Source organism: Streptomyces sp. TAA204 (assembly GCF_000424965.1).
In genome coordinates this window covers 174,248-197,479 of record NZ_AUKW01000005.1, presented here as the reverse complement: position 1 = coordinate 197,479, position 23,232 = coordinate 174,248, and the positions used below count along the sequence as shown (strand labels likewise).

Sequence of the window (23,232 nt, the reverse complement as noted above, 5' to 3'; positions counted from 1 at the left end):
CTCTCACCGGTCCTCTGCCGCGATCAGCTCTCCCGACCTGAGCAGCTGGTCGAACTTCGTCTCCGTCAGATGATCCACCTGCGCGTAGCCGTTCCCGGCCGAGGAGAGTTTCGTGGACAGGGCGGCCAGCAGCGCCACCATGTCCTCGTACTGGTCCTTGGCGAAGCGTGCGAAGGTCTCCGCCCGCTCCGCCACATCCGCGTGCGCACGCGGCACGCGGCAGGACATGGCGTTGCCGCCGTCCATTCGCCCCTGGTACAGCAGTCCGGCCATTTCCATCAGCAGGTGCGAACTTCCGTTGATCGACGCGGCACTCGCTGAGAATCCGTCCGACGGCCCGCTCATCGGCCCCCCTTGTCGGTGACGACCCCGATGTTTGCCGAGCATGGGAGAAATACCCAGAACCGTGCCGGTGACCGCGCGCCATCGCCGGGATGACCGAAAATGAGTGCCGCGCAGGGCCAACGCCGGGACGCGGAAGATGGATTTCCGCCTCACCCGCCCTGTTCAATCAGCGGCGTACGGGCACGCCGGACGTACCCTTGCAGCATGTCGACCCATGCCAAGCGTGAACGTCTTATTCTGGCGGACCTGTTGGAGAGCAGCGGCCCGGAGGCTCCGACTCTCTGCGGGGACTGGAAGACCCGGGACCTCGCCGCGCACGTGGTGGTGCGCGAGCGGCGCGCCGACGCGGCGGGCGGGCTGATCCTCAAGCCGCTCGCCGCCCGGCTGGAGAGGGTGCAGTCGGAGTTCACCGCCAAGCCGTACGAGGAGCTGATCCAGCTCATCCGCACGGGACCGCCCCGCATGTCGCCCTACTCGCTGAAGCAGGTCGACGAGGCGGCGAACACCGTCGAGTTCTACATCCACGCCGAAGACGTACGCCGCGCCGCACCCGAGTGGACCTCGCGCGAACTGGACAGCGTCTTCCAGGAAGCACTGTGGCGGCGTCTTGAACGCACCGCCCGCGTCTTCGGACGCAAGTCACCCGTGGGACTCGTGCTGCGCCGCCCCAACGGGCAGACGGCGGTGGCCCGTAAGGGCGCCCCGGTCGTGACCGTGACCGGCGAGCCGAACGAGCTGGTTCTCTTCGCTTCCGGCCGCCAGCGGGTCTCCGAGGTGGAGGCGGACGGCGAAAAGGAGGCCGTCGCCCGCGCGTGGGATGCCGACCTGGGACTCTGAGCGCCGTCAACACGGCGGCGGCGGACGGCGGTCGGGCCGCCGCGCCGCCGTCCGTGCCCGCGGCACCGCGACGGTCACCGGTCACCGGTGTCAGCACTGCCGGTCCGCTTCGCCTGCCCGTCTTCGCACGTCCACCACGCGGGCTCGCGGCAGTTCGGCCCTCCGGACGGCCGGTGAAGCGAGGGTGATGACCGCGCCCAGCATGCCGACGGCTCCGCAGACGACGTACACGGTGCCCGTGCCCCATGCTGCGGCCGCGGCCCCGAAGAGCGGATAGCTCAGCGGGGAGAGCCCGAAGGCGCTCAGGCTCGTGACAGAGGTGATGCGGCCGAGGTAGGCCGGGTCGGCGGTGGTCTGGACGAGTGCGCTCGAGAGACCTCCGGAGACCGAACCGACCAGCCCCGACGCGCATGCAACGGCCACGGCGCCGCCCAGAGAAGACATCAGCCCCACGGCGGCTATGCCTGCGGAGGCGCCGAGGAGAGCGGCAGGCTGGAGCAGGCCGGCGCGCGGCAGCCGGCCCAGCACGGTGATGGCCAGCGCCCCGAGACCGGCTCCGATGCCGAAGCCGCTGACGATCCAGGCCATCCCGGAGGCGCCCCAGCCGCGTTCGACGGCGAGGAGCACCAGGCCCACGTTGAGAGGGCCGTTCAGGGCGAACTCGCTCAGCGCGCCACTCAGCACCAGTGGTCCGAGCAGCGGATGACGCTGCACGTGACGCAGTCCGTCGGTGAGGTCGTGCCAGGCCGTTGGTGCCGCTGCGCCCTCCTGCGCGCCCTCTGGTTCGGGTGCCGGGGCCCCGTCGCGCGGCACGGGCGCGATACGTACGGTCAGCAGCAGCGCGAGAGAGACCGCGAACAACCCTCCAGCCAGAGCGAACGCGGCCGCCACACCGCCCGCCCCGAGTACGAACCCGCTCAGCGGCGGCCCCGTGGTGTTGCCGATGCGGATGACCAGCGTGCGCATGCCCTGAACGCGAGCGAGTTGGCTCCGGGCCGTGATGCGCGGTGGGAGTGCGCCGATGGCGGGCATGAACAGGGCGTCGACCGTGCCGAAGACGAGGGCAGCGGTGACGAGCAGCCACAGTCCGGGCGTCGCGACCGCAAGCCAGGCCGCGACGCCGAGGATGACGGCACAACGCACCGCGTCGCTTCCGATGACGACGAGCCTCGGCCCGAACCTGTCGGCCAGCACTCCCCCGCCGAGCATCAGCAGCGCGCGCGGCACCGCTGCGGCGGCCATCACCATGCCGACCTGCGCGGGCTGCGCGACCTGCTGGGCGGCCCAGCCGAGCGCGAGGAAGTAGACGTTGTCGCCCACTGCGGAGGCGGCGTACGCGCCGAGCCAGCGCAGTACGTTGCCGTCCCGGTGGGCGACAACGTCCGCCGTGGGTTCCGGTGCCGCCGCGCCGGGGGGTGTCACGGACGGAAGGGGAAGCCGTAGAGGTGTATGGCGACCTGCTCGCGTCCCTCGGTGTCCCCGCCGGTCTCGGCCCGGCGGCCGTGCTCCAGCCAGCGTTCTGCGAGAGCACCGAACTCCTCGGCGGCCTGCTGGAGTTCGGCGGCGTTCAGACGCGGAAGGTATTCGGAGGTGAAGGCGGCGTCCGACCACTTCTTCGGCCATGCGCCGGCCTCGTCCACGTAGGCGGTGTAGCGGGCGTAGCGGGTGGCCTGAAGGTGCCGGACGACGGCTGTGGCCACTGCGGCCCCTTCCGGGTTGTCCGCGAAGTCGGAGGTGCGGAAGGTGAAGGCGTTCTCCTGCGAGGGGCGCCACCAGCGCTCACGGCCGTCCGAACTCTCCCCCGCCGCCTCCTCGATGAAGCCGTGGTCGGCCATCTTGCGCAGGTGGTAGCTGACGAGTGAGACCGCCTCGTCGACCTGTTCGGCCAGCTGCGAAGCGGTCGCGGTGCGGGCGACGTTCAGGGCACGCCACAGCTCGATGCGCAGCGGATGGGTGAAGACCTTGAGTGCCGCGAGATCGGTGATGCGGCGTCCTGAGTCGTCGGGCATGACGAAAACGTAGATACGCAAGGGAAGTTGCGCAATACCCGTTGCGCAACTTCCCTTGCGTGAATCACCGCGCGGGACCGCGGCCCCGCATGGCCGCGTGCCCGGCGTGCGAACGACGAGCTACGTACGCACCGACCGCTCGATGATCCGCTGGAGTTCGCGTGCCGCCCGCGGGGGCGACACGTCGCCGCGGTGGGCCACCGAGATCGTCCGGTGCAGGCCGGGCCGCGCGAAGTGCGTGACCCGCAGACCCGAGCGGTCGGCGACCATGCGCGGCACCACGGCCATGCCGAGCCCCGCCCGTACGAACCCCAGTACGGCGTCCATCTCGCCGCCCTCGACCGTGAACAGGGGCTCGAAGCCCTCCGCACGGCATGCCGCGATGGTGAACTCCCGCAGGTCGTAACCGCGTCGGAACATCGCCAGCGGACGGTCGCGCAGGTCCGTGACGCGCAGGGAGCGCCGCCGCACCGGTGGGGGCTCGTCCGGGGCGGAGACGGCGACGAGTTCCTCGCGCAGCAGCTCGGTCGTCGCCAGCGCGGGGGCCTGCACGGGGAGCGGCGTGATGACGAGAGCGAGGTCGAGTTCGCCCTCGGCGAGCACTCTGACGAGGTCCTGCGAGGCGTCCTCGTGCACCTGGAGTTCGACGCCGGGGTAGCGGGCGTGGAAGTCGCGCAGCACGTCCGGCACCAGGCTGGCGCACAGGCTGGGCGGCGCCCCTAGCCGTACGCGTCCGCCGCGCAGCTGCGCGACCTCCTGGACCTCGCGCCGGGCGGTCTCGGCGTCGGCGAGGATGCGCCGGGCCAGCGGCAGCAGCGCCTCCCCCGCGTCGGTCAGTCCGATGTGCCCGCGGGCCCTGTGGAAGAGCTCGGCGCCCAGTTCTCTCTCCAGGGCGCGGATCTGCTGAGAGAGGGAGGGCTGGGCGACGTGCACGGCCTCGGCGGCGCGGGTGAAGTGCCTGGTGTCGGCGACGGCGGTGAAGTAGCGGAGCTGGTGCAGCTGCATGGGTCGGAGGATAGCCGACCATAGGCTATGCCTATCGGAATCAGCAGAATCATCTCTTGGACTAATCGCGAGAGCCTGCCTACCTTCGGACGTATGGCATCGGCGACAGGCACGCGCCCCGAGGCGCGGGTGAAGGACGGCGGCCCTCCGCGGCAGCGGCGGCGGCCGTCGACGCGGCTGGGGCTGCTGTGGCACTCGACGATCGGCAAGAAGGCCGTCATGGCGGTCAGCGGCCTGATCATGCTGTCGTACCTGGTCGTCCACATGCTCGGGAATCTGAAGATCTTCTTCGGCTCCGCGGACTTCAACGGCTACGCGCACTGGCTGCGCACCATCGGTGAGCCGCTGCTGCACCAGGAGTGGTTCCTGTGGCTGGTGCGCCTGGTGCTGGTGGCGGCGGTCGTCGCGCACGCCGTCTCCGCCTGGCAGCTCAGCCGCCGCGACCGTGCGGCCCGCCCCCGCCCGTACGTGCACAAGCGGCGGCGCGCGAGCTACGCGACACGCACCATGCGCTGGGGCGGCGTCATCCTCGGGCTGTTCATCGTCTGGCACCTGCTCGACCTGACGACGCTGACCGTCAACGAGAACGCGGCGTCCGGGCGACCGTACGAGAACGTCGTGGCGACCTTCTCCACCTGGTACGGGAACCTCATCTACCTCACGGCGATGCTCGCGCTCGGGCTGCACATACGGCACGGCTTCTGGAGCGCGGCACAGACCCTCGGGGCGGGCCGTGCCCGCCGGGAGAAGGCCCTGAAGGCGACGGCGAACGGGCTGGCGCTGGTGCTGACGGCCGGCTTCGCCGCCGTACCCGTCGGCGTGATGACCGGATTGGTGGGCTGACACGCATGAGCCGCTACCTCGACCACCGCACCGGCGAACCCGTCGCCGACACCAAGGCCCCCTCAGGGCCCGTCGCCAGGCGCTGGGACACCCGCCGCTTCGACGCGAAGCTGGTCAACCCGGCCAACCGCCGTAAGTACACGGTCATCGTGGTCGGTACGGGCCTGGCGGGCGGCTCCGCCGGCGCCACACTGGCCGAACAGGGCTACCGTGTCGTCCAGTTCTGCTACCAGGACTCGCCCCGCCGCGCGCACTCCATCGCCGCGCAGGGCGGCATCAACGCCGCCAAGAACTACCGCAACGACGGCGACTCCGTGCACCGGCTCTTCTACGACACGGTCAAGGGCGGCGACTTCCGCGCCCGCGAGTCCAACGTGCACCGGCTGGCGCAGATCTCCGTGGAGATCATCGACCAGTGCGTCGCCCAGGGCGTCCCCTTCGCACGCGAGTACGGGGGACTGCTCGACACCCGCTCCTTCGGCGGCGTCCAGGTCTCCCGTACGTTCTACGCCCGCGGCCAGACCGGACAACAGCTGCTGCTGGGCGCCTACCAGGCGCTGTCCCGGCAGATCTCCGCGGGCAACGTGGAGATGCATCCGCGTACCGAGATGCTCGACCTGATCGTGGCGGACGGGCGTGCGCGCGGCATCGTCGCGCGGGATCTGGTGACCGGCCGGGTGGAGACCTACTTCGCCGACGCCGTGGTGCTGGCGACGGGCGGCTACGGCAACGTCTTCCATCTGTCGACCAACGCCAAGAACTCCAACGCCACCGCGATCTGGCGGGCGCACCGGCGCGGCGCGTACTTCGCCAACCCCTGCTTCACGCAGATCCATCCGACCTGCATCCCCCGCTCCGGCGACCACCAGTCCAAACTGACGCTGATGAGCGAGTCGTTGCGCAACGACGGCCGCATCTGGGTGCCCACGGCACGGGGCGACGACCGGCCGCCCGCGCAGATCCCGCCCGGGGAGCGGGACTACTACCTGGAGCGGGCCTATCCCGCGTTCGGCAACCTCGTCCCGCGCGACATCGCCTCACGCGCCGCGAAGAAGGTCTGCGACGAGGGACGCGGCGTGGGGCCCGGCGGCCAGGGCGTCTACCTCGACTTCGCCGACGCCGTCGCCCGCATGGGCAGGGACGCCGTCGAGGAGAAGTACGGCAACCTCTTCGAGATGTACGAGCGGATCACCGCGGAGGACCCGTACACCACGCCCATGCGGATCTACCCGGCGATCCACTACACGATGGGCGGGCTGTGGGTGGACTACGACCTGCAGACCACCGTCCCCGGCCTGTTCGCGATCGGCGAGGCCAACTTCTCCGACCACGGCGCGAACCGGCTGGGTGCCTCCGCCCTCATGCAGGGCCTCGCGGACGGCTACTTCGTCCTGCCCGCCACCCTCGGCGACTACCTCGCCCGCCATCCGCACGAGGAACTCCCGCACGGCCACCCTGCGGTGACCGAGGCCGTCGGAGCCGTCACCTCACGTCTGGAGAGCCTGCTTCACGTCGGCGGCGACCGCACCCCCGAGTCCTTCCACAAGGAACTGGGCGAACTCCTGTGGGACGAGTGCGGCATGGCCCGTACGGAGACGGGCCTGCGCAAGGCGCTGGAGCGCATCCCGTCGCTGCGTGAGGAGTTCTGGCGACGCGTCAGCGTGCCGGGCGGCGGCGAGGAGCTCAACCAGTCGCTGGAGAAGGCCAACCGCATCTCCGACCACCTCGAACTGGCCGAGCTGATGTGCCTGGACGCCCTGCACCGCACCGAGTCCTGCGGCGGCCACTTCCGCGAGGAGAGCCGCACGCCGGACGGCGAGGCGCGCCGCGACGACGAGCACTTCTCCTACGCCGCCGCATGGGAGCACACCGGCACCGGCGAACCACCCGTCCTGCACCGGGAAGAGCTGGACTTCGAATACGTACACCCCACGCAGCGGAGCTACGCATGAGGCTCACACTCAACATCTGGCGGCAGCCGGCAGGCGACGCTCCTGGCGGGATGCGCGCCTACGAAGTGGACGGGATCTCACCGCAGATGTCGTTCCTGGAGATGCTGGACACCCTCAACGAGGAGCTGATCCGGGACGGCGAGGACCCCGTCGCCTTCGACCACGACTGCCGCGAGGGCATCTGCGGCGCCTGCGGCATGGTCATCAACGGCCAGGCGCACGGGCCCGAACGCACCACCGCCTGCCAGCTCCACATGCGGCACTTCGAGGACGGCGACACGATCGACGTCGAACCGTGGCGGGCCTCGGCGTTCCCGGTGGTCAAGGACCTGGTGGTCGACCGCGGAGCGCTGGACCGCATCGTCGGAGCGGGCGGCTACATCAGCGTCGCCACCGGCTCCGCCCCGGACGCGCACGCCACGCCCGTGCCGAAGGCCGCCGCCGAGACGGCGTTCGAGCACGCGGAGTGCATCGGCTGCGGCGCCTGCGTGGCGGCGTGCCCCAACGGCTCGGCGATGCTCTTCACCTCCGCCAAGGTCAACCATCTGGCCGCGCTGCCGCAGGGCGCGCCCGAACGGGAGTCCCGTGTCGTGGAGATGGTGGGGCAGATGGACGAGGAGGGCTTCGGCGGCTGCACGCTGGCGGGCGAATGCGCGACGGCCTGCCCGAAGGACATCCCGCTCTTCTCGATCTCCGCCATGAACCGCGAGTACCTGCGGGCGGCACGCGGCGCGGCACGAGAGGGCTGACGAACGGGTGACGGCCCCGGGGCCGTCCGGCTGTCGGCTGACGGACGGCGGAGGGCTGGGCCTCTCAGACCGCCGACGTCCCGATGAGTCCCTCGCGGGTGACCAGCCGCGCAAGCTGGTCCTCGGTCAACTCCTGCGTACCGGGCGGGCGTTGCGGCAGGACCAGATAGCGGCTCTCGGCGCTGGAGTCCCAGACCGTGATCTCGCGCCCGGCGGGGAGGTCCAGGCCGAACTCCGCCAGTACGGCGCGCGGTTCACGTACGACGCGGGAGCGGTACGCCTCGCTCTTGTACCAGGACGGGGACGGCCCGAGCAGCGCCACCGGATAGCACGAACACAGCGTGCAGACCAGGACGTTGTGCCGTTCGGGAGTGTTGGCGACGACCTTCAGCCGCTGCTCCTGCAGACCGCCCGCCATGGACAGGCCCACCTCGGGGAGGGCGGAGTTCGCGTCGGCCAGCAGTCTGTCGCGGAAGCCGGCGTCGCTCCAGGCGTGCGCGACGATGCGGGCGCCGTTGAGCGGGGAGGCGCCTTCCAGGACGGCGGTGAGGACGGTGTCCAGTTCACCGTCGGTCACCTGCCCCGCGGCGATCAGTCGCTCCTCCAGCCGGCGGACGCGGGCCGCGACCGGGTTGCCTGTGTGCGTTCCGCTCATGTGACGGGCTCCTCACGGGAGTCGGAGGGCAGCGGCTCCAGATAGGACTGCCACAGATCGAGCGTCACCTCGTGCGTCCCCGCGCCCCACAGGTCACGCGCCTCGAAGGCCACCGTGTAGACGGGCTCCACACGCGGCGCGGCGCAGCGCTCCGCCACGTCGTCGGCCAGCGGCCAGCTTCCGGTGACGGCCAGGACGCGTCCGGGCCTGCCGCGTGCGTAGGCCGGAAGCCGGGTGTGCCGGTCGGGGTCGAGGGCACGGGTGAGGACCCGCTCCCCCGGTGCGAAGCGGGCGGCAGCGCCGGGTGTGCGGGGTGCACTGCCCGTGCCGTCACCCATCGCGGGACGCCTCCCCGTCCGCGGGGACGCCGCGCCCGGCGGTGAGCGTTTCGATGGCGTGGAGCCAGCGTTCGTAGTAGGACGCCGCCAAGTACTCATGCGGCGGCATCCGTTCGACGGCGTCCCGGAACTCGTCCAGCGTGTAAACGCCGCGCCGTACGAGGGCGGTGTTCAGCGCGTAGACCCGCGCCTCCCAGTCCGCGTGGAAGACCGGCTCGTTCTCCTCGCGCACGACGGGCCCGAAACCCGTCTGCCCGCCGACGTCGTTCACCCTGCTCATGGAGCGAGGTTACCGCCCCGGAGGGCGCCCGGCAGTGCGTACGGAGCCGCCCGTCCCGGCACGTCACGGCGCTGGACGACATCACCGGAAACAGCCCGGCGCGTGCCCGGCTGCCGTTCAGCGCACCGGCGCTCCGTCAGCGCGCAGCGCCTCCTTCACCTGACCGATCCGCAGGTCGCCGAAGTGGAAGACCGACGCGGCCAGTACGGCGTCGGCGCCCGCGGAGACCGCCGGTGCGAAGTGCTCCAGGCGGCCGGCCCCGCCCGACGCGACGACGGGGACCGAGACCTGCTTCCGTACGGCCTCGATCATCACCGTGTCGTAGCCGTCCTTGGTGCCGTCCGCGTCCATGGAGTTGAGCAGAATCTCTCCCGCGCCCAACTCCGCTGCCCGGTGTGCCCATTCGACAGCGTCGATGCCCGTGCCGCGGCGGCCGCCGTGCGTGGTGACCTCGAAGCCGGACGGGGTGGAGGCGCCCCCGCCGCAGCGTCGCGCGTCCACCGACAGCACCAGCACCTGGCGGCCGAACCTCTGCGCGATCTCGCGGATCAGCTCGGGACGCGCGATGGCCGCGGTGTTGACGCCGACCTTGTCCGCTCCCGCGCGCAGCAGCCTGTTGACGTCGTCGCCGCTGCGGACGCCGCCGCCGACCGTCAGCGGGATGAAGACCTGTTCGGCGGTGCGGCGCACCACGTCGTAGGTGGTCTCACGGTCGGACGAGGAGGCGGTGATGTCGAGGAACGTCAACTCGTCGGCGCCCTCGGCGTCGTAGACCTTGGCCATCTCGACGGGGTCGCCCGCGTCGCGCAGGTTCTGGAAGTTGACGCCCTTGACGACCCGGCCTGCGTCCACGTCCAGGCAGGGGATGACTCGTACGGCCACGGACACGGTTGCGGACTCCTTGCGGTGGTGCGGTGGTTCGGTGATCCGGCTGTTCACTGGGTACGCGCTCCGGGGCGTACGGGACCGGGCGTACGGGACAGGGGTTCCCTCACCCGCCGCCGCGGTAGGCCTCCAGCTCCACCTCGACCAGGACCCGAGAGTCCACGAAGCCGGAGACGACCACGACCGTCGCGGCGGGCCGCACCTCGTCGAAGATCTCCCGGTGCGCGCGGCCCACGTCGTCGACGTCACGCGCGTGCGTGAGGTACGTCCGGGTGCGGATCACCGACGAAGCGTCGAGGCCGAACGGGGCGAGGGCCTTCAGGGCGTTGCCGAACGCCGCCTTCGTCTGCTCGTACGGAGAGCCCTCCCCCATCAGCTGTCCGCCGTCCGCCAGCGGCAGCGTCCCGGCGACGAGCACCCGGTCGCCCGCCGCGACGGCACGGGCGAACCCGATCGTCTCCTCCCAGGGGCTTGCGGACTGCACACGCTCCACGTCACGCGGTTCGGGCGGGGTCATGACGAGACGGCCTCCAATGCCTCTTCCAGGGTGAACGCCTTGGCGTAGAGGGCCTTCCCCACGATGGCGCCCTCGACGCCCTCCGGGACCAGCGTGGCGATCGCCCGCAGGTCGTCCAGGGAGGAGACGCCGCCGGAGGCGACGACGGGACGGCCGGTGACGGCGCAGACGCTGCGCAGCAGTTCGAGGTTGGGGCCCTTGAGCGTGCCGTCCTTGTTGATGTCGGTGACCACGTAGCGCGCGCAGCCCTCCGCGTCCAGCCGCGCCAGCGTCTCGTACAGGTCACCGCCGTCGCGCGTCCAGCCGCGGCCGCGCAAGGTCGTTCCGCGTACGTCCAGGCCGACGGCGATCCTGTCGCCGTGCTCCGCGATGACCTTGGCGACCCACTCGGGGGTCTCCAGCGCGGCGGTGCCCAGGTTGACGCGGCGGCAGCCGGTGGCCAGGGCGGCGGCGAGGGTGTCGTCGTCGCGGATGCCGCCGGAGAGCTCGACCTTGATGTCCATGGCTCCGGCCACCTCCGCGATGCGGGCGCGGTTGTCGCCCGTGCCGAAGGCGGCGTCGAGGTCGACGAGATGCAGCCACTGCGCGCCGGCGCGCTGCCAGGCGAGCGCGGCCTCGAGCGGGTCTCCGTAGGCCGTCTCGGAGCCGGACTCGCCGTGGACGAGGCGCACGGCCTGCCCGTCGCGGACGTCGACGGCGGGGAGGAGTTCCAGCGTGGGCGTGGACACAGGCTCTCTGGGCCTCTCTCGGTTCGGTGGGTGCGGTTTCAGAGGGTCCCGGCCCAGTTGGACAGCAGCCGGGCGCCGGCGTCGCCGGACTTCTCGGGGTGGAACTGGGTCGCCCACAGCGGGCCGTTCTCCACGGCGGCCACGAACGGCGCACCGTGCTCGGCCCAGCTCACGACCGGCGCGGGCATGCCGGGATGGGTCACCGCCAGCTCCCAGTCGTGCACGGCGTAGGAGTGGACGAAGTAGTAGCGGGTCTGCCCCGTCAGCCCGTCGAAGAGCCGCGAGCCCGCACCGGGCGTGACGGTGTTCCAGCCCATGTGGGGTACGGCGTGGTCGGCGTCGGCCTTCAACGGCCCGACCGTGCCGGGCCATTCGCCCATACCCTCGGCCTCGACGCCGTGCTCGATGCCGCGCGAGAAGAGGATCTGCATTCCGACGCAGATCCCCAGCACCGGACGGCCGCCCGCGAGCCGGCGCTCGATGATCCAGTCGCCGCGGGCCTCCCGCAGCCCTTCCATGCACGCCGCGAACGCGCCGACGCCGGGCACCAGCAGCCCGTCCGCCGCCATGGCCGCGTCGTAGTCGCGGCTGATGACCACCTCGGCGCCGGTACGTGCCACGGCGCGCTCCGCCGAACGGACGTTGCCGAAGCCGTAGTCGAGGACGACGACCTTCTTGCCCCGGCCGCTCCCGCTCAACTCCCCGCTCACGTCCCCGCTCAACTCCCCGCTCACGAGAAGACCTCCAGCCTCAGGACGCCCGCGAGCAGCGCCAGCAGCGCGCCCGTGCCGAGGACGGCGACGACGCCCCTGGGCAGCTTCTGCCGCCAGAAGGAGATCGCTCCGCCGAGCAGGAAGAGGCCGACGAAGATCAGAAGCGCCGCCAGACCCGTCACAGCGCGCCCTTCGTCGAGGGGATGCCGTTCTGGCGCGGGTCCGGCTCGCTGGCGTACCGCAGGGCGCGGGCCAGCGCCTTGAACTGGCACTCGACGATGTGGTGCGCGTTGCGCCCGTACGGCACGTGGACGTGCAGCGCGACCTGCGCCTGCGCCACGAAGGACTCCAGGATGTGCCGCGTCATCGTCGTGTCGTACTCACCGATCATGGGCGCCATGCCCTCCGGCTCGCGGTGCACCAGATACGGGCGTCCCGACAGGTCGACCGTCACCTGGGCCAGCGACTCGTCCAGCGGTACGGACGCGTCGGCGAAGCGCCGGATGCCGCTCTTGTCGCCGAGCGCCTGCTTGAAGGCGGCGCCCAGGGCGAGGGAGGTGTCCTCGATGGTGTGGTGGCTGTCGATGTGCAGGTCGCCCTCGGTCTTGACGGTCAGGTCGAAGAGGCCGTGGCGGCCGAGCTGGTCGAGCATGTGGTCGTAGAAGCCGACGCCTGTGGCGATGCCGGCCTTCCCGGTGCCGTCGAGGTCGATCTCGACGAGGACCGAGGTCTCCTTCGTGGTGCGCTCCACGCGGCCCACGCGGGGTGGAGTCATCGGGGGGTCTCCTTCGTCACTGCACGTACCGCGTCGAGGAACGCGTCGTTCTCTTCGGGGGTGCCGGCCGTCACCCGCAGCCGTCCGGGCACTCCGTTGTCCCGTACGAGCACGCCGTGCTCCAGCAGGGCCTGCCATGTCGCGTGCGCGTCGCCGAAGCGTCCGAACTGCACGAAATTCGCGTCGGAGTCGGTGACTTCGCAGCCGAGGGCACGCAGCTCCCGCACCAGCCGGTCCCGCTCGTCCTTGAGCCGCCGGACGTATCCCAGCAGCGTGTCGGTGTGTTCGAGGGCGGCCAGCGCGGTGGCCTGGGTGACCGCCGAGAGGTGGTACGGCAGCCGCACGAGCTGCACCGCGTCCACGACGGCCGGGTCGGCGGCGAGATAGCCCAGCCGCAGCCCGGCCGCCCCGAACGCCTTGGACATGGTACGGCTCACGACCAGATTCGGACGGCCCTCGATCAGGGGCAGCAGCGAGGGGCGGTGCGAGAACTCGCCGTAGGCCTCGTCCACGACGAGCATCGACGGCTTGGCCGCCTGCGCCGCCTCGTACAGCTCGGCCACGGTCCCGCTGTCGACGGCCGTGCCCGTCGGGTTGTTCGGCGAGCAGACGAAGACCACGTCGGGCCGGTGCTCGGCGATCTGGCGGACGGCCCCGGCGGTGTCGATCGTGAAATCCTCACGGCGGGCCCCGGACAGCCAGTTCGTACCGGTGCCGCGCGCGATGAGACCGTGCATCGAGTACGAGGGCTCGAACCCGAGGGCGGTGCGGCCGGGTCCGCCGAAGGTCTGCAGAAGCTGCTGGAGCACCTCGTTGGAGCCGTTGGCCGCCCAGACCTGGCCGTGGTGGACGGTGAAGCCTGTCGTCCGGCTGAGGTAGGCGGCCAGGGCGGTGCGCAGAGTGACCGCGTCCCGGTCGGGATAGCGGTTCAGCGTACGGGCGGCTTCGGTGACCCGCTCCGCGATGCGGCGGACCAGCTCCTCCGGCAGCGGATAGGGGTTCTCGTTCGTGTTCAGCCGTACGGGCACGTCCAGCTGCGGGGCGCCGTACGGGGTCTTGCCGCGCAACTCGTCCCGGATGGGGAGCGATTCAATGCCGGTCACTTGCTCTGCGGCACCTTCCCGTCAGCTGGCTCGTCCCTGTTCTCTTCCCCGGCGGCCCGCCCGGCGGTCCCGTCGGGGCGCCCGCCCGGGCCGAAGCGCGCCATCAGCGCCGCGCCGTGCGCCGGCAGGTCCTCGGCCTCCGCGAGGGTGACGACGTGATGCGTGACCTCCGCGAGGGCGTCGCGCGTGTAGTCCACGACGTGGATGCCGCGCAGGAAGGACTGCACGGACAGCCCGGAGGAGTGACAGGCGCAACCGCCCGTCGGCAGCACGTGGTTGGAGCCGGCGCAGTAGTCGCCGAGGGAGACGGGGGCGTACGGGCCGACGAAGACCGCGCCCGCGTTGCGCACCCGCGCCGCACAGCCGGGCGCGTCGGCCGTCTGGATCTCCAGGTGTTCGGCGGCGTAGGCGTCGACCACCGCGAGCCCGTCCTCGAGGGAGTCGACGAGCACGATGCCCGACTGCCGTCCGCCCAGCGCCTCACGGATGCGCTCCCGGTGCCGGGTGAGAGCGACCTGCTCCTTAAGCTCTGCCTCGACCGCCCCGGCGAGCTCCACGGACGGCGTGACCAGCACGGCGGCCGCCACCGTGTCGTGCTCGGCCTGGCTGATGAGGTCGGCGGCGACGTGCACCGGGTCGGCGGTGTCGTCGGCGAGGATCGCGATCTCGGTCGGGCCGGCCTCGGAGTCGATGCCGATGCGGCCCTTGAGCAGCCGCTTCGCCGCGGCCACGTAGATGTTGCCGGGGCCGGTCACCATCTGGACGGGCGCGCACTCCTCGGTGCCGTGAGCGAACATCGCGACCGCCTGCGCTCCGCCCGCCGCGTACACCTCGTCCACGCCGAGCAGCGCGCACGCGGCGAGGACGGTCGGGTGCGGCAGCCCGCCGTGCTCCGGCTGCGGCGGCGAGGTGACCGCCAGCGAGCCGACGCCCGCCTCCTGCGCCGGCACCACGTTCATCACCACGGAGGACGGATAGACGGCACGTCCGCCCGGCACGTACAACCCGACCCGCTCGACGGGCACCCAGCGCTCGGTGACGGTGCCGCCGGGGACGACGGTGACCGTCGAGTCCCCGCGCCGCTGCGCGCGGTGGACGATGCGGGCGCGCCGTACGGACTCCTCCAGCGCCGCCCTCACGTCCGGGTCGAGGCGGCGCAGCGCCTCGGTGAGCGCCTCCCGCGGGACCCGGACACGCTCCAGCGTCACGCCCTCGAACCGCTGCGCGTACTCGACGAGCGCCGCCGTGCCGCGATGCCTGACGTCGTCACAGATCGGCCGCACCTTCTCCAGGGCGGCCTCGACGTCGAGCTCGGCACGGGGCAGCAGGTCACGGTCGATCCCGCCGTCCGAAGACAGGGCGGAACCGCGCAGGTCGATTCGGGAGATCACGGGTCCAGTCTCTCAGACCGCGCACGCACACCGGACGTCCGTATCAGTGAGTGATACGCATCCCGGGAGACGATCGTCGCCTCGGGCGTTCATCCGGTCACGGAGAGGGAAGGAAGCGCTACGTACCGGGGGCCCGGCCCCGGCCGGCAGACATACCCGGGCGACGACCACCGAAGAGAACAGGGGGAAGCGAACCGGTGAGCGAGTCACTGGAGTCCAGGGAACCGCCTTCCTGGCTGACGAGAGCCGAGTGGGGAATGTGGCAGGCGTTCCTCAACGGCAGCGAGTACGACCTGTGCAGCGGCGAACCGGAACTCGACGATCCGAACGGCGACCACGAGTGGGGCGAGGCCCGCACCGTCCGCGCCCGCGTCATCGCGCTGCTGCTCCTGCACGGCCCGCCCCCGCTGCTGGGCCGGGTCGCCTCGCTGCACCTGTCGGGTGCCTACGTCAAGGACGTGCTCGACCTCTCCGGCGGGGCCATCGAACCGTACTTCGAGCTGCGGCAGTGCCGCTTCGAGCGTGAGGTGCGCCTGGCCGAGGCCCGCATCAACACCGCGCGCCTCGTCGACTGCTACATACCGCGCCTGGAGGCCGCCCGGCTGACCACCGACGGCGACCTCCACCTGCCGCGCTGCTCGATACCCGAAGGCATCAAGCTCACCGACGCCGCCATCGGCACCGACCTGATGCTCAACGAGGCCACCGTGGGCAGCGGGCGCCGCATCCGGGCGGTCGCCGCGGACGGCATCACCGTCTCCCAGGAACTCCAGGCGAGCCTGCTGATGACCGACGGCGAGGTGAGCCTGCGCGGAGCGACGATCGGCAGCTCGCTGCACATGTTCGGGTCGACGCTGCGCAACACCAAGGGCCGCTACGCCCTCTACGCCCCTCAGATGACCGTCGAGCAGGTCGCCAGCTTCGCCGACGCCACCCGCGGCCGCTCCCCGCAGATCCAGGGCGCGACACCGCCCGGGGGCACCCCGGTGGGCGCCCCCGCCCCCTTCACCTCCGAGGGCGGGAGCCGCTGGCGTACGCGCCACTTCGAGTGCACGGGCGGAGTGGTGCTGGACGACGGACGGTTCGGCTCGTCGCTCGTCATCGAGAACGCACGCTTCGAGCTGCAGCGGGACCAGGAACTCTCCCTGCGGCGCATCCAGACGCCCGAGCTGAACTTCACCCCGCGGGCGACGGAACGCGGACTGATCGTCCTCTCCGGTGCCTCGGTGGAGAAACTGCTCGACCGGGTCGGAAGCTGGCCACGCGACCAGCGCCTGTGGATGGCGGGATTCACCTACCAGCAGGCGATCCCCAAGGAGGGGCACTTCAACGTCCGCGAGCGCCTGCAGTGGCTCGCGACGGCCACGCCGGAGTACTCACCGCTGCCGTACGAGCAGTTGGCGCTGATGTACCGCAACAGCGGGGAGGACACCAACGCCCGCGCGGTGCTGCTCGCCAAGCAGCGCCGGCGGCGCGAGACGCTGCCGCTGGTGGGCAAGGTGTGGGGCTACCTCCAGGACCTGACGGTCGCCTACGGATACCGTCCGGCTCAGGCCGCCCTGTGGATGGCGGTGCTGTGGGCGGCGAGCGCCATGCTCTTCAGAACGCATCCACCCGCCCCGCTCAAGGACGAGGAGTCGCCGCACTGGAACGCGGCGCTCTACTCCCTCGACCTGCTGCTTCCGGTGATCTCCTTCGGGCAGGACAACGCCTTCAACCCGGCGGGGGCGTACCAGTGGCTGGCGGCGGTCATGATCCTTCTCGGCTGGGTGCTGGCGACGACGGTGGCGACGGGCGCGACCCGGCTGCTGCGCCGCCAGTGAGGGACCGGCCGCACGGGCTCGCGTTCCCGCCGGTGAACCGCGGGAACGCGCGGACCGGCGCCGGACGCGTCCCGGCCGGGCGGACCCCCGGTTCGGCGGACCTGCCGGCGGCCGCTGACCGAGCGGAAGCACCGGGCACGCCCCGAAGGCTTTAGGCTTACGCGTTGTGACAACCGCGCTTCCGCTCTTCCCGCTCAACTCGGTGCTGTTCCCTGGCCTGGTGCTGCCGTTGAACATCTTCGAACAGCGGTACCGCGCGCTGATGCGCGATCTGCTGGAGATCCCCGAGGACACACCGCGCCGCTTCGGCGTCGTGGCCATCCGCGACGGCCGGGAGGTCGCACAGACCTCCACGGGCCTGCCCGAGACCGCGCCGGTCCCGGGCACCGACGCGACGGCCGGCTTCGGGCCCGACCCCATGGCCTCCTTCTACTCCGTCGGCTGCGTCGCCGACGCCTCGACCATCCGCGAACGCGCGGGTGCGGCGGGCGGCGCGGCGTCGGACGCGGCCGCGGCGGGCACGGGCGACGCCGGCGGCGACGCCTCCCCCGAGGAGGACGGCGAGGCCGCGGACGGTTCGGGCTACGAGGTCCTGGCCACCGGCACCACCCGGTTCCGGCTGCTCTCGGTGGACGCCACCGGCCCCTATCTCATGGGCGAGATCGAGGAGTTGCCGGAGGATGAGGGCGACGGCGCGGGTGCTCTGGCCTCCGGCGTGCTGCGTGCCTTCCGCGGCTACCAGAAGCGGCTGGCCAGCGCGAGGGAGCGCACCCTGGCCGCCGGCCAGGAGCTGCCGGACGACCCGTCCGTCGTCTCCTATCTGGTGGCCGCCGCGACCATCCTGGACACGCCCACCAAGCAGCGGCTGCTGCAGGCGCCGGACACGGCGACACGTCTGGCGGACGAGCTGAAGATCCTTCGCCGGGAGACGGCGGTGATCGGGAAGCTCCCCTCCCTCCCCTCACCCGATCTGACGCGTGAGCCGACCAGCCCCAACTGAACGGTGACCAACGCAGGATGAGCCCCCGGCGGGGCGGCGGGAGCAGTCAGGTGGCGAAGAAGAAGCAGCGGCAGGCGCAGGCGACCCCGGCGACTCTGGCCGCCACGCGGGCCGGAGTGGAGTTCACCACGCACTCCTACGAGCACGACCCGGCGGCGCCCTCCTACGGCCAGGAGGCGGCGCAGGCCCTGGGCCTCGACCCGGGGCGGGTCTTCAAGACCCTTGTGGCCCAGGTCGACGGGTCCCTGACGGTGGCGGTCGTACCGGTGTCGGCCTCGCTCGACCTGAAGGCGCTCGCATCCGCGGCGGGCGGCAAGAGAGCCGCCATGGCCGATCCGGCGGCCGTCGAGCGTACGACGGGCTATGTGCTGGGCGGTGTCTCACCGCTGGGGCAGCGGAGGCGGCTGCCCACGGTTGTGGACGACTCGGCAGGGCGGCATCCCACCATCTGTGTCTCCGCGGGGCGCAGGGGGCTGGAGATCGAGCTGGCGCCCGCGGATCTGGCGGATCTGACCGGCGCGGTCACGGCACCCATCGCTCGTACGAGTGGCACGTGACGCCGGACGGGCGTGCTGTGCGGGGACGGGGCGAACACAGGCGCCGCTGACAGCAGGCCACGGGTGCCCGCCGTCCGTGCCGGTCCCGCGGCGGCTCCGCGCTACCAGCCCTTCGGAGCTTCCCCGTCCCCCGGCCGCGCCGGCCCTGCCGCCTCACCGGGCTGCCCCTGCGGGCCCCCCTCCGGGCCTTCGCGCGGCGGATACCAGGGCTCACCGAGGTCCGCGTCCCTTCCGAGCAGCCCGGTGAGGAGCAGATGGAAGATGAGCGCCATCAGCGGCCACACCAGCAGGGCACTCTTCGCCTGCAGCTTCAGCGGCCCCTCGAAGGTCTCCCCCGAACCCGCGGCCTTCGCCGCGGCGACCAGGTCGCTCTCGGGCCCCAGCCAGACGCCGAACCGCCACGCGACCACGGACCCGAGCAGGGCCCCCAGCGCGAGTCCGACGACGAGACCGATGCCGCCCGTGCGGCTGCGCAGGAAGGCCAGCAGCCCCGTGACCACTCCGAAGCCCAGCGCCAGCAGTACGAACGTGCCGTCGGCGCCCACGGCCTCCTCGCCCTCGGGGTCCTTGAGGAAGACGCTGCCGTCGACGGTCACCAGCGGCACTCTCGGCGCAAGCCACAGCCACATCAGGCCGAGCCCCACGCCGAGCACGGTCAGGACGAGCGCGCACAGCGCCCCCGCGCGCACTTCGCCGCGCACATCCGGGCCGGACTCGTACACGTCCTGCACCGGGTAGGCCACGGGGTGCGTCGTCCAGCCGCCCTCCGGGAGCCGGGGCCCCTCGCCGGCGGGATCACCCTGACGGTCGTGGCCGGGCTCGCGGGCGGAGCCGGACCGTCCCCGGCCGTCGTGCCGGTCTGCGCCCCGGGGACGCTCGGGATCGGGTGTGGAAGGCGTCGGTGCGGTCACCACGCCATCGTGCCAGGCGCCGGCGTCTGTCCGGGCACCGGGCGTCACATGCGTCACAGGTCGCGGCAGCCGCTCCTGCTCAGCGCACGGCCGCCCGCCGGTACGCCCACGTCGCGACGGCCAGCGACACCACACCGACGGCCGCGCACACGCCCAGGTCCAGCCCCGCGAGCGCCCAGTCGGGGCTTCTCTCGAAGGCGCGGGTCAGCGCCTCCACCCCGTACGTCGAGGGCAGCAGGTCCCGCAGCACCTCCACAGGCGCGGGCAGCCGCTCGCCGGGCAGTACGCCCAGCAGCAGGGCTGCAGACATGCCGAGCTGGCCGCAGAGCGTGGCCAGTTCCGGCTTCGGGGCGAGCAGCCCGAGCGCCGCGCCGAGTCCGGCCAGTGCCGCTCCGGCCAGGGGGACGACCGCGGCCAGCACCCACAGCCCGCCCAGCGGAAGCTGGTAGAGCAGTCCGCCCGCGAGCGCCGTGACGGCCACTCCCGGCACGGTGAAGGACGCGTACGCGCCCGCCGCGCCCAGCACGACGGCCGCGGCGGGCACCGGCAGCGTCGCGTAGTGGTCGAGTCCACCGCCCGCCCTGAGCTGTCCGAAGTACTGGGCGAGCAGGTTCAGCGCCACGAAGGCCACCACCAGCACGCTCGACCCGGCCACCACCGCCCGCGATTCCGCGCCGCCGTCGACGACACCCCGCATCAGCACCATGATCCCCAGCGACTGGAACGTCGCCACGAACAGCAGCGGGATACGGGCGACCCGCGCCCGCGAGAGCTGAGCACGGTAGACGGCGCCGAGCGCGGGCAGCAGCCGCGCGCGGGGAGCCAGCGGCGCGGGGACCGCCTCCTCGTCCTCGTCCGTGACTGGGGCGGAGGCGGGGGCGGGGGAGGCCGCGTCTGCCTCCACGTCCACCACCACGTCCGCCTCCACGTCCGCCGTCTCGCGGGCCGCCGCGTCCGCCGCCGCCCGTGCCCGCGCGGCTCGCGCCACCGCGACCGTACTCACACCTTCACCAGACCTTTCCCGCTGCCGCCCAGCGCCAGGTACACGTCCTCCAGGCTGGGCGTGGCCAGCGAGAAGTCGTCCAGTGCCGCGAAGGCCGCGCCCGTGGTGACGACGCCGACGGCCTCACGCGCCGCCTCCGGCGGCAGACGCAGCGTCCAGCGGCGGCCCGAGACAGTGGCCCGCGTGGCCAGCTCGGCGACCTGCGGCACCTCGACCGGCGCCCGGTCGCGCCAGACCAGCTCCAGCCGGACGTCCTCGCCGACCGTGCTCTTCAGCCCGCCGGGGGTGTCGCAGGCGATCACCCGGCCCCGGTCGAGCACCGCGACCCGGTCCAGCACCGTCTCTGCCTCGATGACGTTGTGCGTCACCAGCAGGACCGTGACGCCGTGCTCGGTGCGGCGCCTGTCCACGGCCGCCCACACGGCACGCCGCGCCAGCGGATCCATCCCCGTGGTCGGCTCGTCGAGTACGAGCAGGGGCCGCTCCCCCGCCAGCGCCGCCGCGACGCAGGCCAGCCGTCGCTGCCCGCCGGAGAGCTTCTTCAGGGGACGGCCCGCGAGGGCGCCCAGGTCCAGTTCCTCCAGCACGGCGTCACGCTCGCGCTTCGCGGCGGAGGCGCCCAGTCCGCGCAGCCGTGCGGTCGTCTCGGCGGCGAGGGCGACGGTCAGCTCGTCCAGTGCGCTCGACTCCTGGCCCAGATAGGCCAGCAGACGCGCCGCGCGCTCCGGATGCCGCACCAGATCGTGCCCGAGTACGTCGACGGTGCCCGCGTCGGGCCGCAGAAGGCCGGCGAGCTGTCTGACGACGGTGGACTTGCCCGCTCCGTTCGGTCCGAGCAGTCCGAAGATCTCTCCGCGCCGCATCCGCAGGGTCACACCGTCACAGGCGCGTACGGGCTGCGCGGGGGGCTCACCGCGCCGGCTTCTGCCCGCCGGGTAGGTCTTGACCAGCCCGTCGATGCGCACGGCGGTCCGCGTCGGCGTCTCCACGCCCTCCACCGCCTGCTGCCGTGTGCCGGTTCCCACGAGCGACGAGCCTACGCTGCGGCACGCGCCCGGCCGACAACGGGCCGCTGCTGCGGTTGGTCACTCGGCGACCGGGGCGTCCTCCGCGGGGGCTGCCTCGCCCGTGACGGGTACGTCCACCTCGCGCCAGAAGCCCGCGCGGATCGCGTACCGGTCGTGCTCGTCGATCTGGTCGTCCTTGTGCGCGAGCAGGCCGAACCTGGCGGCGTAGCGCAGCAGCTCCCCGTCGATGCGGTGCGGAATGCGCGGATACTCGCGAGCCAGCGTCTGCACGTGCGAGGACGCCGAGAGCCGCGCCAGCCAGCGGCGGGCGAAGACCTGCCCCACCTCGAACGGGTCACCGCTGACGGCGGTGATGTCCTCCTCACGGTCGGCCCAGCGCTGTTCGGCCGTCGTCAGCTGGGCGAGCATCGGCAGCCCGGCGATCTCCGGCGACTCGCCGCCCGTCCCGCGCTCGACCCAGCCGCGGTCGGAGGACCAGCGAAGCGTCGCGCCCGGAGGGGTGGCCCCCGCGGGCTGGGAGGAGGAGGGACGGCCGAGCCCGGCGAGGTCTTTGGGGGTGGGCACGCCCGTCGCGCTCCTGCCGCTGCCCGCCTCGGTCTCCTGGCCTGCGGTGTCGGCGGGGGCGGCTGCCGGGGTCTCGGCCGTGTCGGAGGCGGAGGCGAGAGGGGCGCTGCCGTTCTTGGCCGATTCGGGCAGCGGTGCGGAGAGGATCGCGGCGATGTCCGGGCGGGAGGCGGACTGAGGCGCGCACACGCCCGAGACTTCCGTGGCCCGGACGGCCTCGGTGATCCAGGCGCGGTCCAGCACGCGCCGCTCGTCGGCCTCGGCGACCAGGTCCTCGGACTGGTTGTAGTCGCCGTCGGCGGCCTGCACCGCCCACAGGTGCACCGCGACGCCGTGTTCCTTGGCCGACATCAGGCCCGGCAGCAGGTCGCCGTCGCCCGTGACCAGCACGATGTCTGCGCAGGCACGGTTACGGGCCAGTTCGGTGAGCTCGGCGTGCATCGCCGCGTCCACGCCCTTCTGTGCCCAGCGGCCGTCACTGCGGGTCAGGGCACCCAGCCGTACCGTGACGCGCGGCATCACGCGGAGCCTGCGGTGCTCCGGCTGGGGGACCCGGTCGGGAGCGCCGTCGAACCAGTAGATCCGCAGCAGTTCCCTCTGGGTGTCGGCCTCGGCCCGCTCGCGCAGACCGCGGATCAGGGCCGTGTGGTCCACACTGATCCGTGAGCGCGCCGGCTCCCCGGCCAGCAGACTCGCGGCGGCGCCCAACAGGTAACCGGCGTCCACCAGGACGACGCAGCGATCCACGATCCACCCACTCTCGGTCACCGGCCACAGCCGAGGCTGCGTTTTCCTTCGAGTCTGCCCGACCGTACAGGGCTTATCAGCCGGGCCACGATCATCGGCGTGGCGGCACACTCACAGTGGTCCCGCAACAGCGCGAAGAACCGCCTCACTCGCGCCGATTGTTCGGAATGCGCGCCTCCTCCCCCCGTGCCAGGCTGATTTCGGCCCAACGTTTACGGTCCCCAGGAGGCGATCATGGCCAAGGGCAGGAACCAAGACCGAAGTCAGGACAAGGCCGAGACCGGCGAGCGCGAGCAGACCAAGACCGAGGGCGGTGCCGCGGAGGGCCAGCGGCAGCGGCCCTCGTCGGGAAGGACGGCAAGCCCCGCCGACGTGGCGCGCAAACACCAGCGGCGCTTCGGCCACAACTGACCCTGACTGAGCAGAGGTCACCACGACAGACCTGAACCACCTGTGCTCTCGGGCACGCACATC

27 protein-coding genes are annotated in these 23,232 nt (G+C 72.1%); 8 read left to right on the top strand and 19 right to left on the bottom strand.

The genetic code is table 11. The features are described 5' to 3' along the window. Positions 1 to 3: 3 nt before the first annotated feature. On the bottom strand, positions 4 to 345 hold the full coding sequence (locus H343_RS0111695) for a hypothetical protein (protein ID WP_037903454.1): 342 nt from the start codon (positions 343 to 345) through the stop codon (positions 4 to 6). Between the two features lie 204 nt (positions 346 to 549). Between H343_RS0111695 and H343_RS0111690 the strand changes: the two genes are divergently transcribed. Next, the gene (locus H343_RS0111690; protein ID WP_028431292.1) at positions 550 to 1,182 is read left to right on the top strand and encodes a TIGR03085 family metal-binding protein; all 633 of its coding nucleotides are present in this window, start codon (positions 550 to 552) and stop codon (positions 1,180 to 1,182) included. A gap of 90 nt (positions 1,183 to 1,272) precedes the next feature. Here H343_RS0111690 and H343_RS30205 read toward each other — a convergent pair whose 3' ends face one another. The 3 genes from H343_RS30205 to H343_RS0111675 all read right to left on the bottom strand — a co-directional run bounded on the left by H343_RS30205 (position 1,273) and on the right by H343_RS0111675 (position 4,196). Then, complete coding sequence (locus tag H343_RS30205; RefSeq protein WP_051265023.1) at positions 1,273 to 2,604, bottom strand: MFS transporter; 1,332 nt, start codon at positions 2,602 to 2,604, stop codon at positions 1,273 to 1,275. Then, entirely contained in the window at positions 2,601 to 3,191 is a 591-nt protein-coding gene (locus H343_RS0111680) for a winged helix-turn-helix domain-containing protein (protein ID WP_028431291.1), read from the bottom strand. The genes H343_RS30205 and H343_RS0111680 overlap by 4 nt, the downstream gene beginning before the upstream one ends. 120 nt (positions 3,192 to 3,311) lie before the next feature. Then, on the bottom strand, positions 3,312 to 4,196 hold the full coding sequence (locus H343_RS0111675) for a LysR substrate-binding domain-containing protein (protein ID WP_028431290.1): 885 nt from the start codon (positions 4,194 to 4,196) through the stop codon (positions 3,312 to 3,314). A 93-nt stretch (positions 4,197 to 4,289) separates the two neighbouring features. Between H343_RS0111675 and H343_RS0111670 the strand changes: the two genes are divergently transcribed. From H343_RS0111670 to H343_RS0111660, 3 genes are read left to right on the top strand one after another with little or no spacing between them, the layout of a single operon-like run. Then, positions 4,290 to 5,039, top strand: a complete 750-nt coding sequence (locus tag H343_RS0111670; protein ID WP_078505445.1) for a succinate dehydrogenase — start codon at positions 4,290 to 4,292, stop codon at positions 5,037 to 5,039. A gap of 5 nt (positions 5,040 to 5,044) precedes the next feature. Beyond that, on the top strand, positions 5,045 to 6,991 hold the full coding sequence (locus H343_RS0111665; protein WP_028431288.1) for a fumarate reductase/succinate dehydrogenase flavoprotein subunit: 1,947 nt from the start codon (positions 5,045 to 5,047) through the stop codon (positions 6,989 to 6,991). Next, entirely contained in the window at positions 6,988 to 7,740 is a 753-nt protein-coding gene (locus H343_RS0111660) for a succinate dehydrogenase/fumarate reductase iron-sulfur subunit (protein ID WP_028431287.1), read from the top strand. Before H343_RS0111665 ends, H343_RS0111660 begins: the two co-directional genes overlap by 4 nt. A 64-nt stretch (positions 7,741 to 7,804) precedes the next feature. On the opposite strand, the gene H343_RS0111655 is transcribed toward H343_RS0111660, so the two are convergent. The 11 genes from H343_RS0111655 to hisD form a co-directional block, all read right to left on the bottom strand. Next, positions 7,805 to 8,395 carry a nitrile hydratase subunit alpha gene (locus H343_RS0111655; protein ID WP_028431286.1) on the bottom strand — a complete coding sequence of 197 codons (591 nt, stop codon included), beginning with the start codon at positions 8,393 to 8,395 and terminating at the stop codon, positions 7,805 to 7,807. Beyond that, a complete protein-coding gene (locus H343_RS0111650; protein ID WP_028431285.1) occupies positions 8,392 to 8,733 on the bottom strand; it encodes an SH3-like domain-containing protein in 342 nt (113 codons plus the stop codon). Before H343_RS0111650 ends, H343_RS0111655 begins: the two co-directional genes overlap by 4 nt. Further along, a complete protein-coding gene (locus H343_RS0111645; protein ID WP_028431284.1) occupies positions 8,726 to 9,013 on the bottom strand; it encodes an SH3-like domain-containing protein in 288 nt (95 codons plus the stop codon). The genes H343_RS0111650 and H343_RS0111645 overlap by 8 nt, the downstream gene beginning before the upstream one ends. A 117-nt stretch (positions 9,014 to 9,130) precedes the next feature. Then, on the bottom strand, positions 9,131 to 9,901 hold the full coding sequence (gene hisF / locus H343_RS0111640) for an imidazole glycerol phosphate synthase subunit HisF (RefSeq protein WP_028431283.1): 771 nt from the start codon (positions 9,899 to 9,901) through the stop codon (positions 9,131 to 9,133). A 103-nt stretch (positions 9,902 to 10,004) separates the two neighbouring features. Then, positions 10,005 to 10,415 carry a RidA family protein gene (locus H343_RS0111635; RefSeq protein ID WP_028431282.1) on the bottom strand — a complete coding sequence of 137 codons (411 nt, stop codon included), beginning with the start codon at positions 10,413 to 10,415 and terminating at the stop codon, positions 10,005 to 10,007. After that, on the bottom strand, positions 10,412 to 11,143 hold the full coding sequence (gene priA, locus H343_RS0111630) for a bifunctional 1-(5-phosphoribosyl)-5-((5-phosphoribosylamino)methylideneamino)imidazole-4-carboxamide isomerase/phosphoribosylanthranilate isomerase PriA (protein ID WP_028431281.1): 732 nt from the start codon (positions 11,141 to 11,143) through the stop codon (positions 10,412 to 10,414). The genes H343_RS0111635 and priA overlap by 4 nt, the downstream gene beginning before the upstream one ends. A 38-nt stretch (positions 11,144 to 11,181) precedes the next feature. Beyond that, positions 11,182 to 11,841 carry an imidazole glycerol phosphate synthase subunit HisH gene (gene hisH, locus H343_RS0111625; protein ID WP_037903531.1) on the bottom strand — a complete coding sequence of 220 codons (660 nt, stop codon included), beginning with the start codon at positions 11,839 to 11,841 and terminating at the stop codon, positions 11,182 to 11,184. A gap of 32 nt (positions 11,842 to 11,873) precedes the next feature. After that, entirely contained in the window at positions 11,874 to 12,038 is a 165-nt protein-coding gene (locus H343_RS35565) for a hypothetical protein (protein ID WP_028431279.1), read from the bottom strand. After that, entirely contained in the window at positions 12,035 to 12,631 is a 597-nt protein-coding gene (gene hisB / locus H343_RS0111615) for an imidazoleglycerol-phosphate dehydratase HisB (RefSeq protein WP_028431278.1), read from the bottom strand. Before hisB ends, H343_RS35565 begins: the two co-directional genes overlap by 4 nt. After that, positions 12,628 to 13,734: a histidinol-phosphate transaminase gene (locus tag H343_RS0111610; RefSeq protein WP_028431277.1), complete on the bottom strand. Its 1,107-nt coding sequence runs from the start codon at positions 13,732 to 13,734 to the stop codon at positions 12,628 to 12,630. The genes hisB and H343_RS0111610 overlap by 4 nt, the downstream gene beginning before the upstream one ends. Further along, positions 13,731 to 15,125: a histidinol dehydrogenase gene (gene hisD / locus H343_RS30200; RefSeq protein ID WP_078505443.1), complete on the bottom strand. Its 1,395-nt coding sequence runs from the start codon at positions 15,123 to 15,125 to the stop codon at positions 13,731 to 13,733. The genes H343_RS0111610 and hisD overlap by 4 nt, the downstream gene beginning before the upstream one ends. A gap of 197 nt (positions 15,126 to 15,322) precedes the next feature. Here hisD and H343_RS0111600 point away from each other — a divergent pair, with 197 nt between their 5' ends. From H343_RS0111600 to ybaK, 3 genes are all read left to right on the top strand, one after another. After that, complete coding sequence (locus H343_RS0111600) at positions 15,323 to 16,948, top strand: hypothetical protein (RefSeq protein ID WP_028431276.1); 1,626 nt, start codon at positions 15,323 to 15,325, stop codon at positions 16,946 to 16,948. Between the two features lie 166 nt (positions 16,949 to 17,114). Further along, the gene (locus H343_RS0111595) at positions 17,115 to 17,948 is read left to right on the top strand and encodes an LON peptidase substrate-binding domain-containing protein (protein ID WP_028431275.1); all 834 of its coding nucleotides are present in this window, start codon (positions 17,115 to 17,117) and stop codon (positions 17,946 to 17,948) included. A gap of 50 nt (positions 17,949 to 17,998) precedes the next feature. Next, complete coding sequence (gene ybaK / locus H343_RS0111590) at positions 17,999 to 18,505, top strand: Cys-tRNA(Pro) deacylase (RefSeq protein ID WP_028431274.1); 507 nt, start codon at positions 17,999 to 18,001, stop codon at positions 18,503 to 18,505. Between the two features lie 101 nt (positions 18,506 to 18,606). On the opposite strand, the gene H343_RS35560 is transcribed toward ybaK, so the two are convergent. The 4 genes from H343_RS35560 to H343_RS0111570 form a co-directional block, all read right to left on the bottom strand. Continuing rightward, positions 18,607 to 19,416 carry a hypothetical protein gene (locus H343_RS35560; RefSeq protein WP_199778913.1) on the bottom strand — a complete coding sequence of 270 codons (810 nt, stop codon included), beginning with the start codon at positions 19,414 to 19,416 and terminating at the stop codon, positions 18,607 to 18,609. Positions 19,417 to 19,495: 79 nt separating this feature from the next. After that, on the bottom strand, positions 19,496 to 20,320 hold the full coding sequence (locus tag H343_RS0111580; protein WP_199778920.1) for an ABC transporter permease: 825 nt from the start codon (positions 20,318 to 20,320) through the stop codon (positions 19,496 to 19,498). 95 nt (positions 20,321 to 20,415) lie between these two features. Further along, the gene (locus H343_RS0111575; RefSeq protein WP_486586872.1) at positions 20,416 to 21,444 is read right to left on the bottom strand and encodes an ABC transporter ATP-binding protein; all 1,029 of its coding nucleotides are present in this window, start codon (positions 21,442 to 21,444) and stop codon (positions 20,416 to 20,418) included. A 60-nt stretch (positions 21,445 to 21,504) separates the two neighbouring features. Next, complete coding sequence (locus H343_RS0111570) at positions 21,505 to 22,758, bottom strand: NYN domain-containing protein (RefSeq protein WP_028431271.1); 1,254 nt, start codon at positions 22,756 to 22,758, stop codon at positions 21,505 to 21,507. Positions 22,759 to 22,992: 234 nt separating this feature from the next. On the opposite strand from H343_RS0111570, the gene H343_RS35555 reads away from it, so the two are divergent. Beyond that, positions 22,993 to 23,169, top strand: coding sequence for a hypothetical protein (locus H343_RS35555; RefSeq protein WP_199778912.1), 177 nt, complete (start codon positions 22,993 to 22,995; stop codon positions 23,167 to 23,169). The last annotated feature ends 63 nt before the right edge of the window (positions 23,170 to 23,232 follow it).

What these genes read in the sequence shown, in the direction of transcription:
- H343_RS0111680 (WP_028431291.1), bottom strand. Translation starts at nt 3,191, where the DNA reads ATGCCCGACGACTCAGGACGCCGCATCACCGATCTCGCGGCACTCAAG.
- H343_RS0111670 (WP_078505445.1), top strand. Translation starts at nt 4,290, where the DNA reads ATGGCATCGGCGACAGGCACGCGCCCCGAGGCGCGGGTGAAGGACGGC.
- H343_RS0111645 (WP_028431284.1), bottom strand. Translation starts at nt 9,013, where the DNA reads ATGAGCAGGGTGAACGACGTCGGCGGGCAGACGGGTTTCGGGCCCGTC.
- H343_RS0111650 (WP_028431285.1), bottom strand. Translation starts at nt 8,733, where the DNA reads ATGGGTGACGGCACGGGCAGTGCACCCCGCACACCCGGCGCTGCCGCC.
- H343_RS0111665 (WP_028431288.1), top strand. Translation starts at nt 5,045, where the DNA reads ATGAGCCGCTACCTCGACCACCGCACCGGCGAACCCGTCGCCGACACC.
- H343_RS0111690 (WP_028431292.1), top strand. Translation starts at nt 550, where the DNA reads ATGTCGACCCATGCCAAGCGTGAACGTCTTATTCTGGCGGACCTGTTG.
- H343_RS0111655 (WP_028431286.1), bottom strand. Translation starts at nt 8,395, where the DNA reads ATGAGCGGAACGCACACAGGCAACCCGGTCGCGGCCCGCGTCCGCCGG.
- H343_RS35555 (WP_199778912.1), top strand. Translation starts at nt 22,993, where the DNA reads ATGGCCAAGGGCAGGAACCAAGACCGAAGTCAGGACAAGGCCGAGACC.
- H343_RS0111660 (WP_028431287.1), top strand. Translation starts at nt 6,988, where the DNA reads ATGAGGCTCACACTCAACATCTGGCGGCAGCCGGCAGGCGACGCTCCT.
- H343_RS0111635 (WP_028431282.1), bottom strand. Translation starts at nt 10,415, where the DNA reads ATGACCCCGCCCGAACCGCGTGACGTGGAGCGTGTGCAGTCCGCAAGC.
- H343_RS0111695 (WP_037903454.1), bottom strand. Translation starts at nt 345, where the DNA reads ATGAGCGGGCCGTCGGACGGATTCTCAGCGAGTGCCGCGTCGATCAAC.
- hisB (WP_028431278.1), bottom strand. Translation starts at nt 12,631, where the DNA reads ATGACTCCACCCCGCGTGGGCCGCGTGGAGCGCACCACGAAGGAGACC.
- H343_RS0111675 (WP_028431290.1), bottom strand. Translation starts at nt 4,196, where the DNA reads ATGCAGCTGCACCAGCTCCGCTACTTCACCGCCGTCGCCGACACCAGG.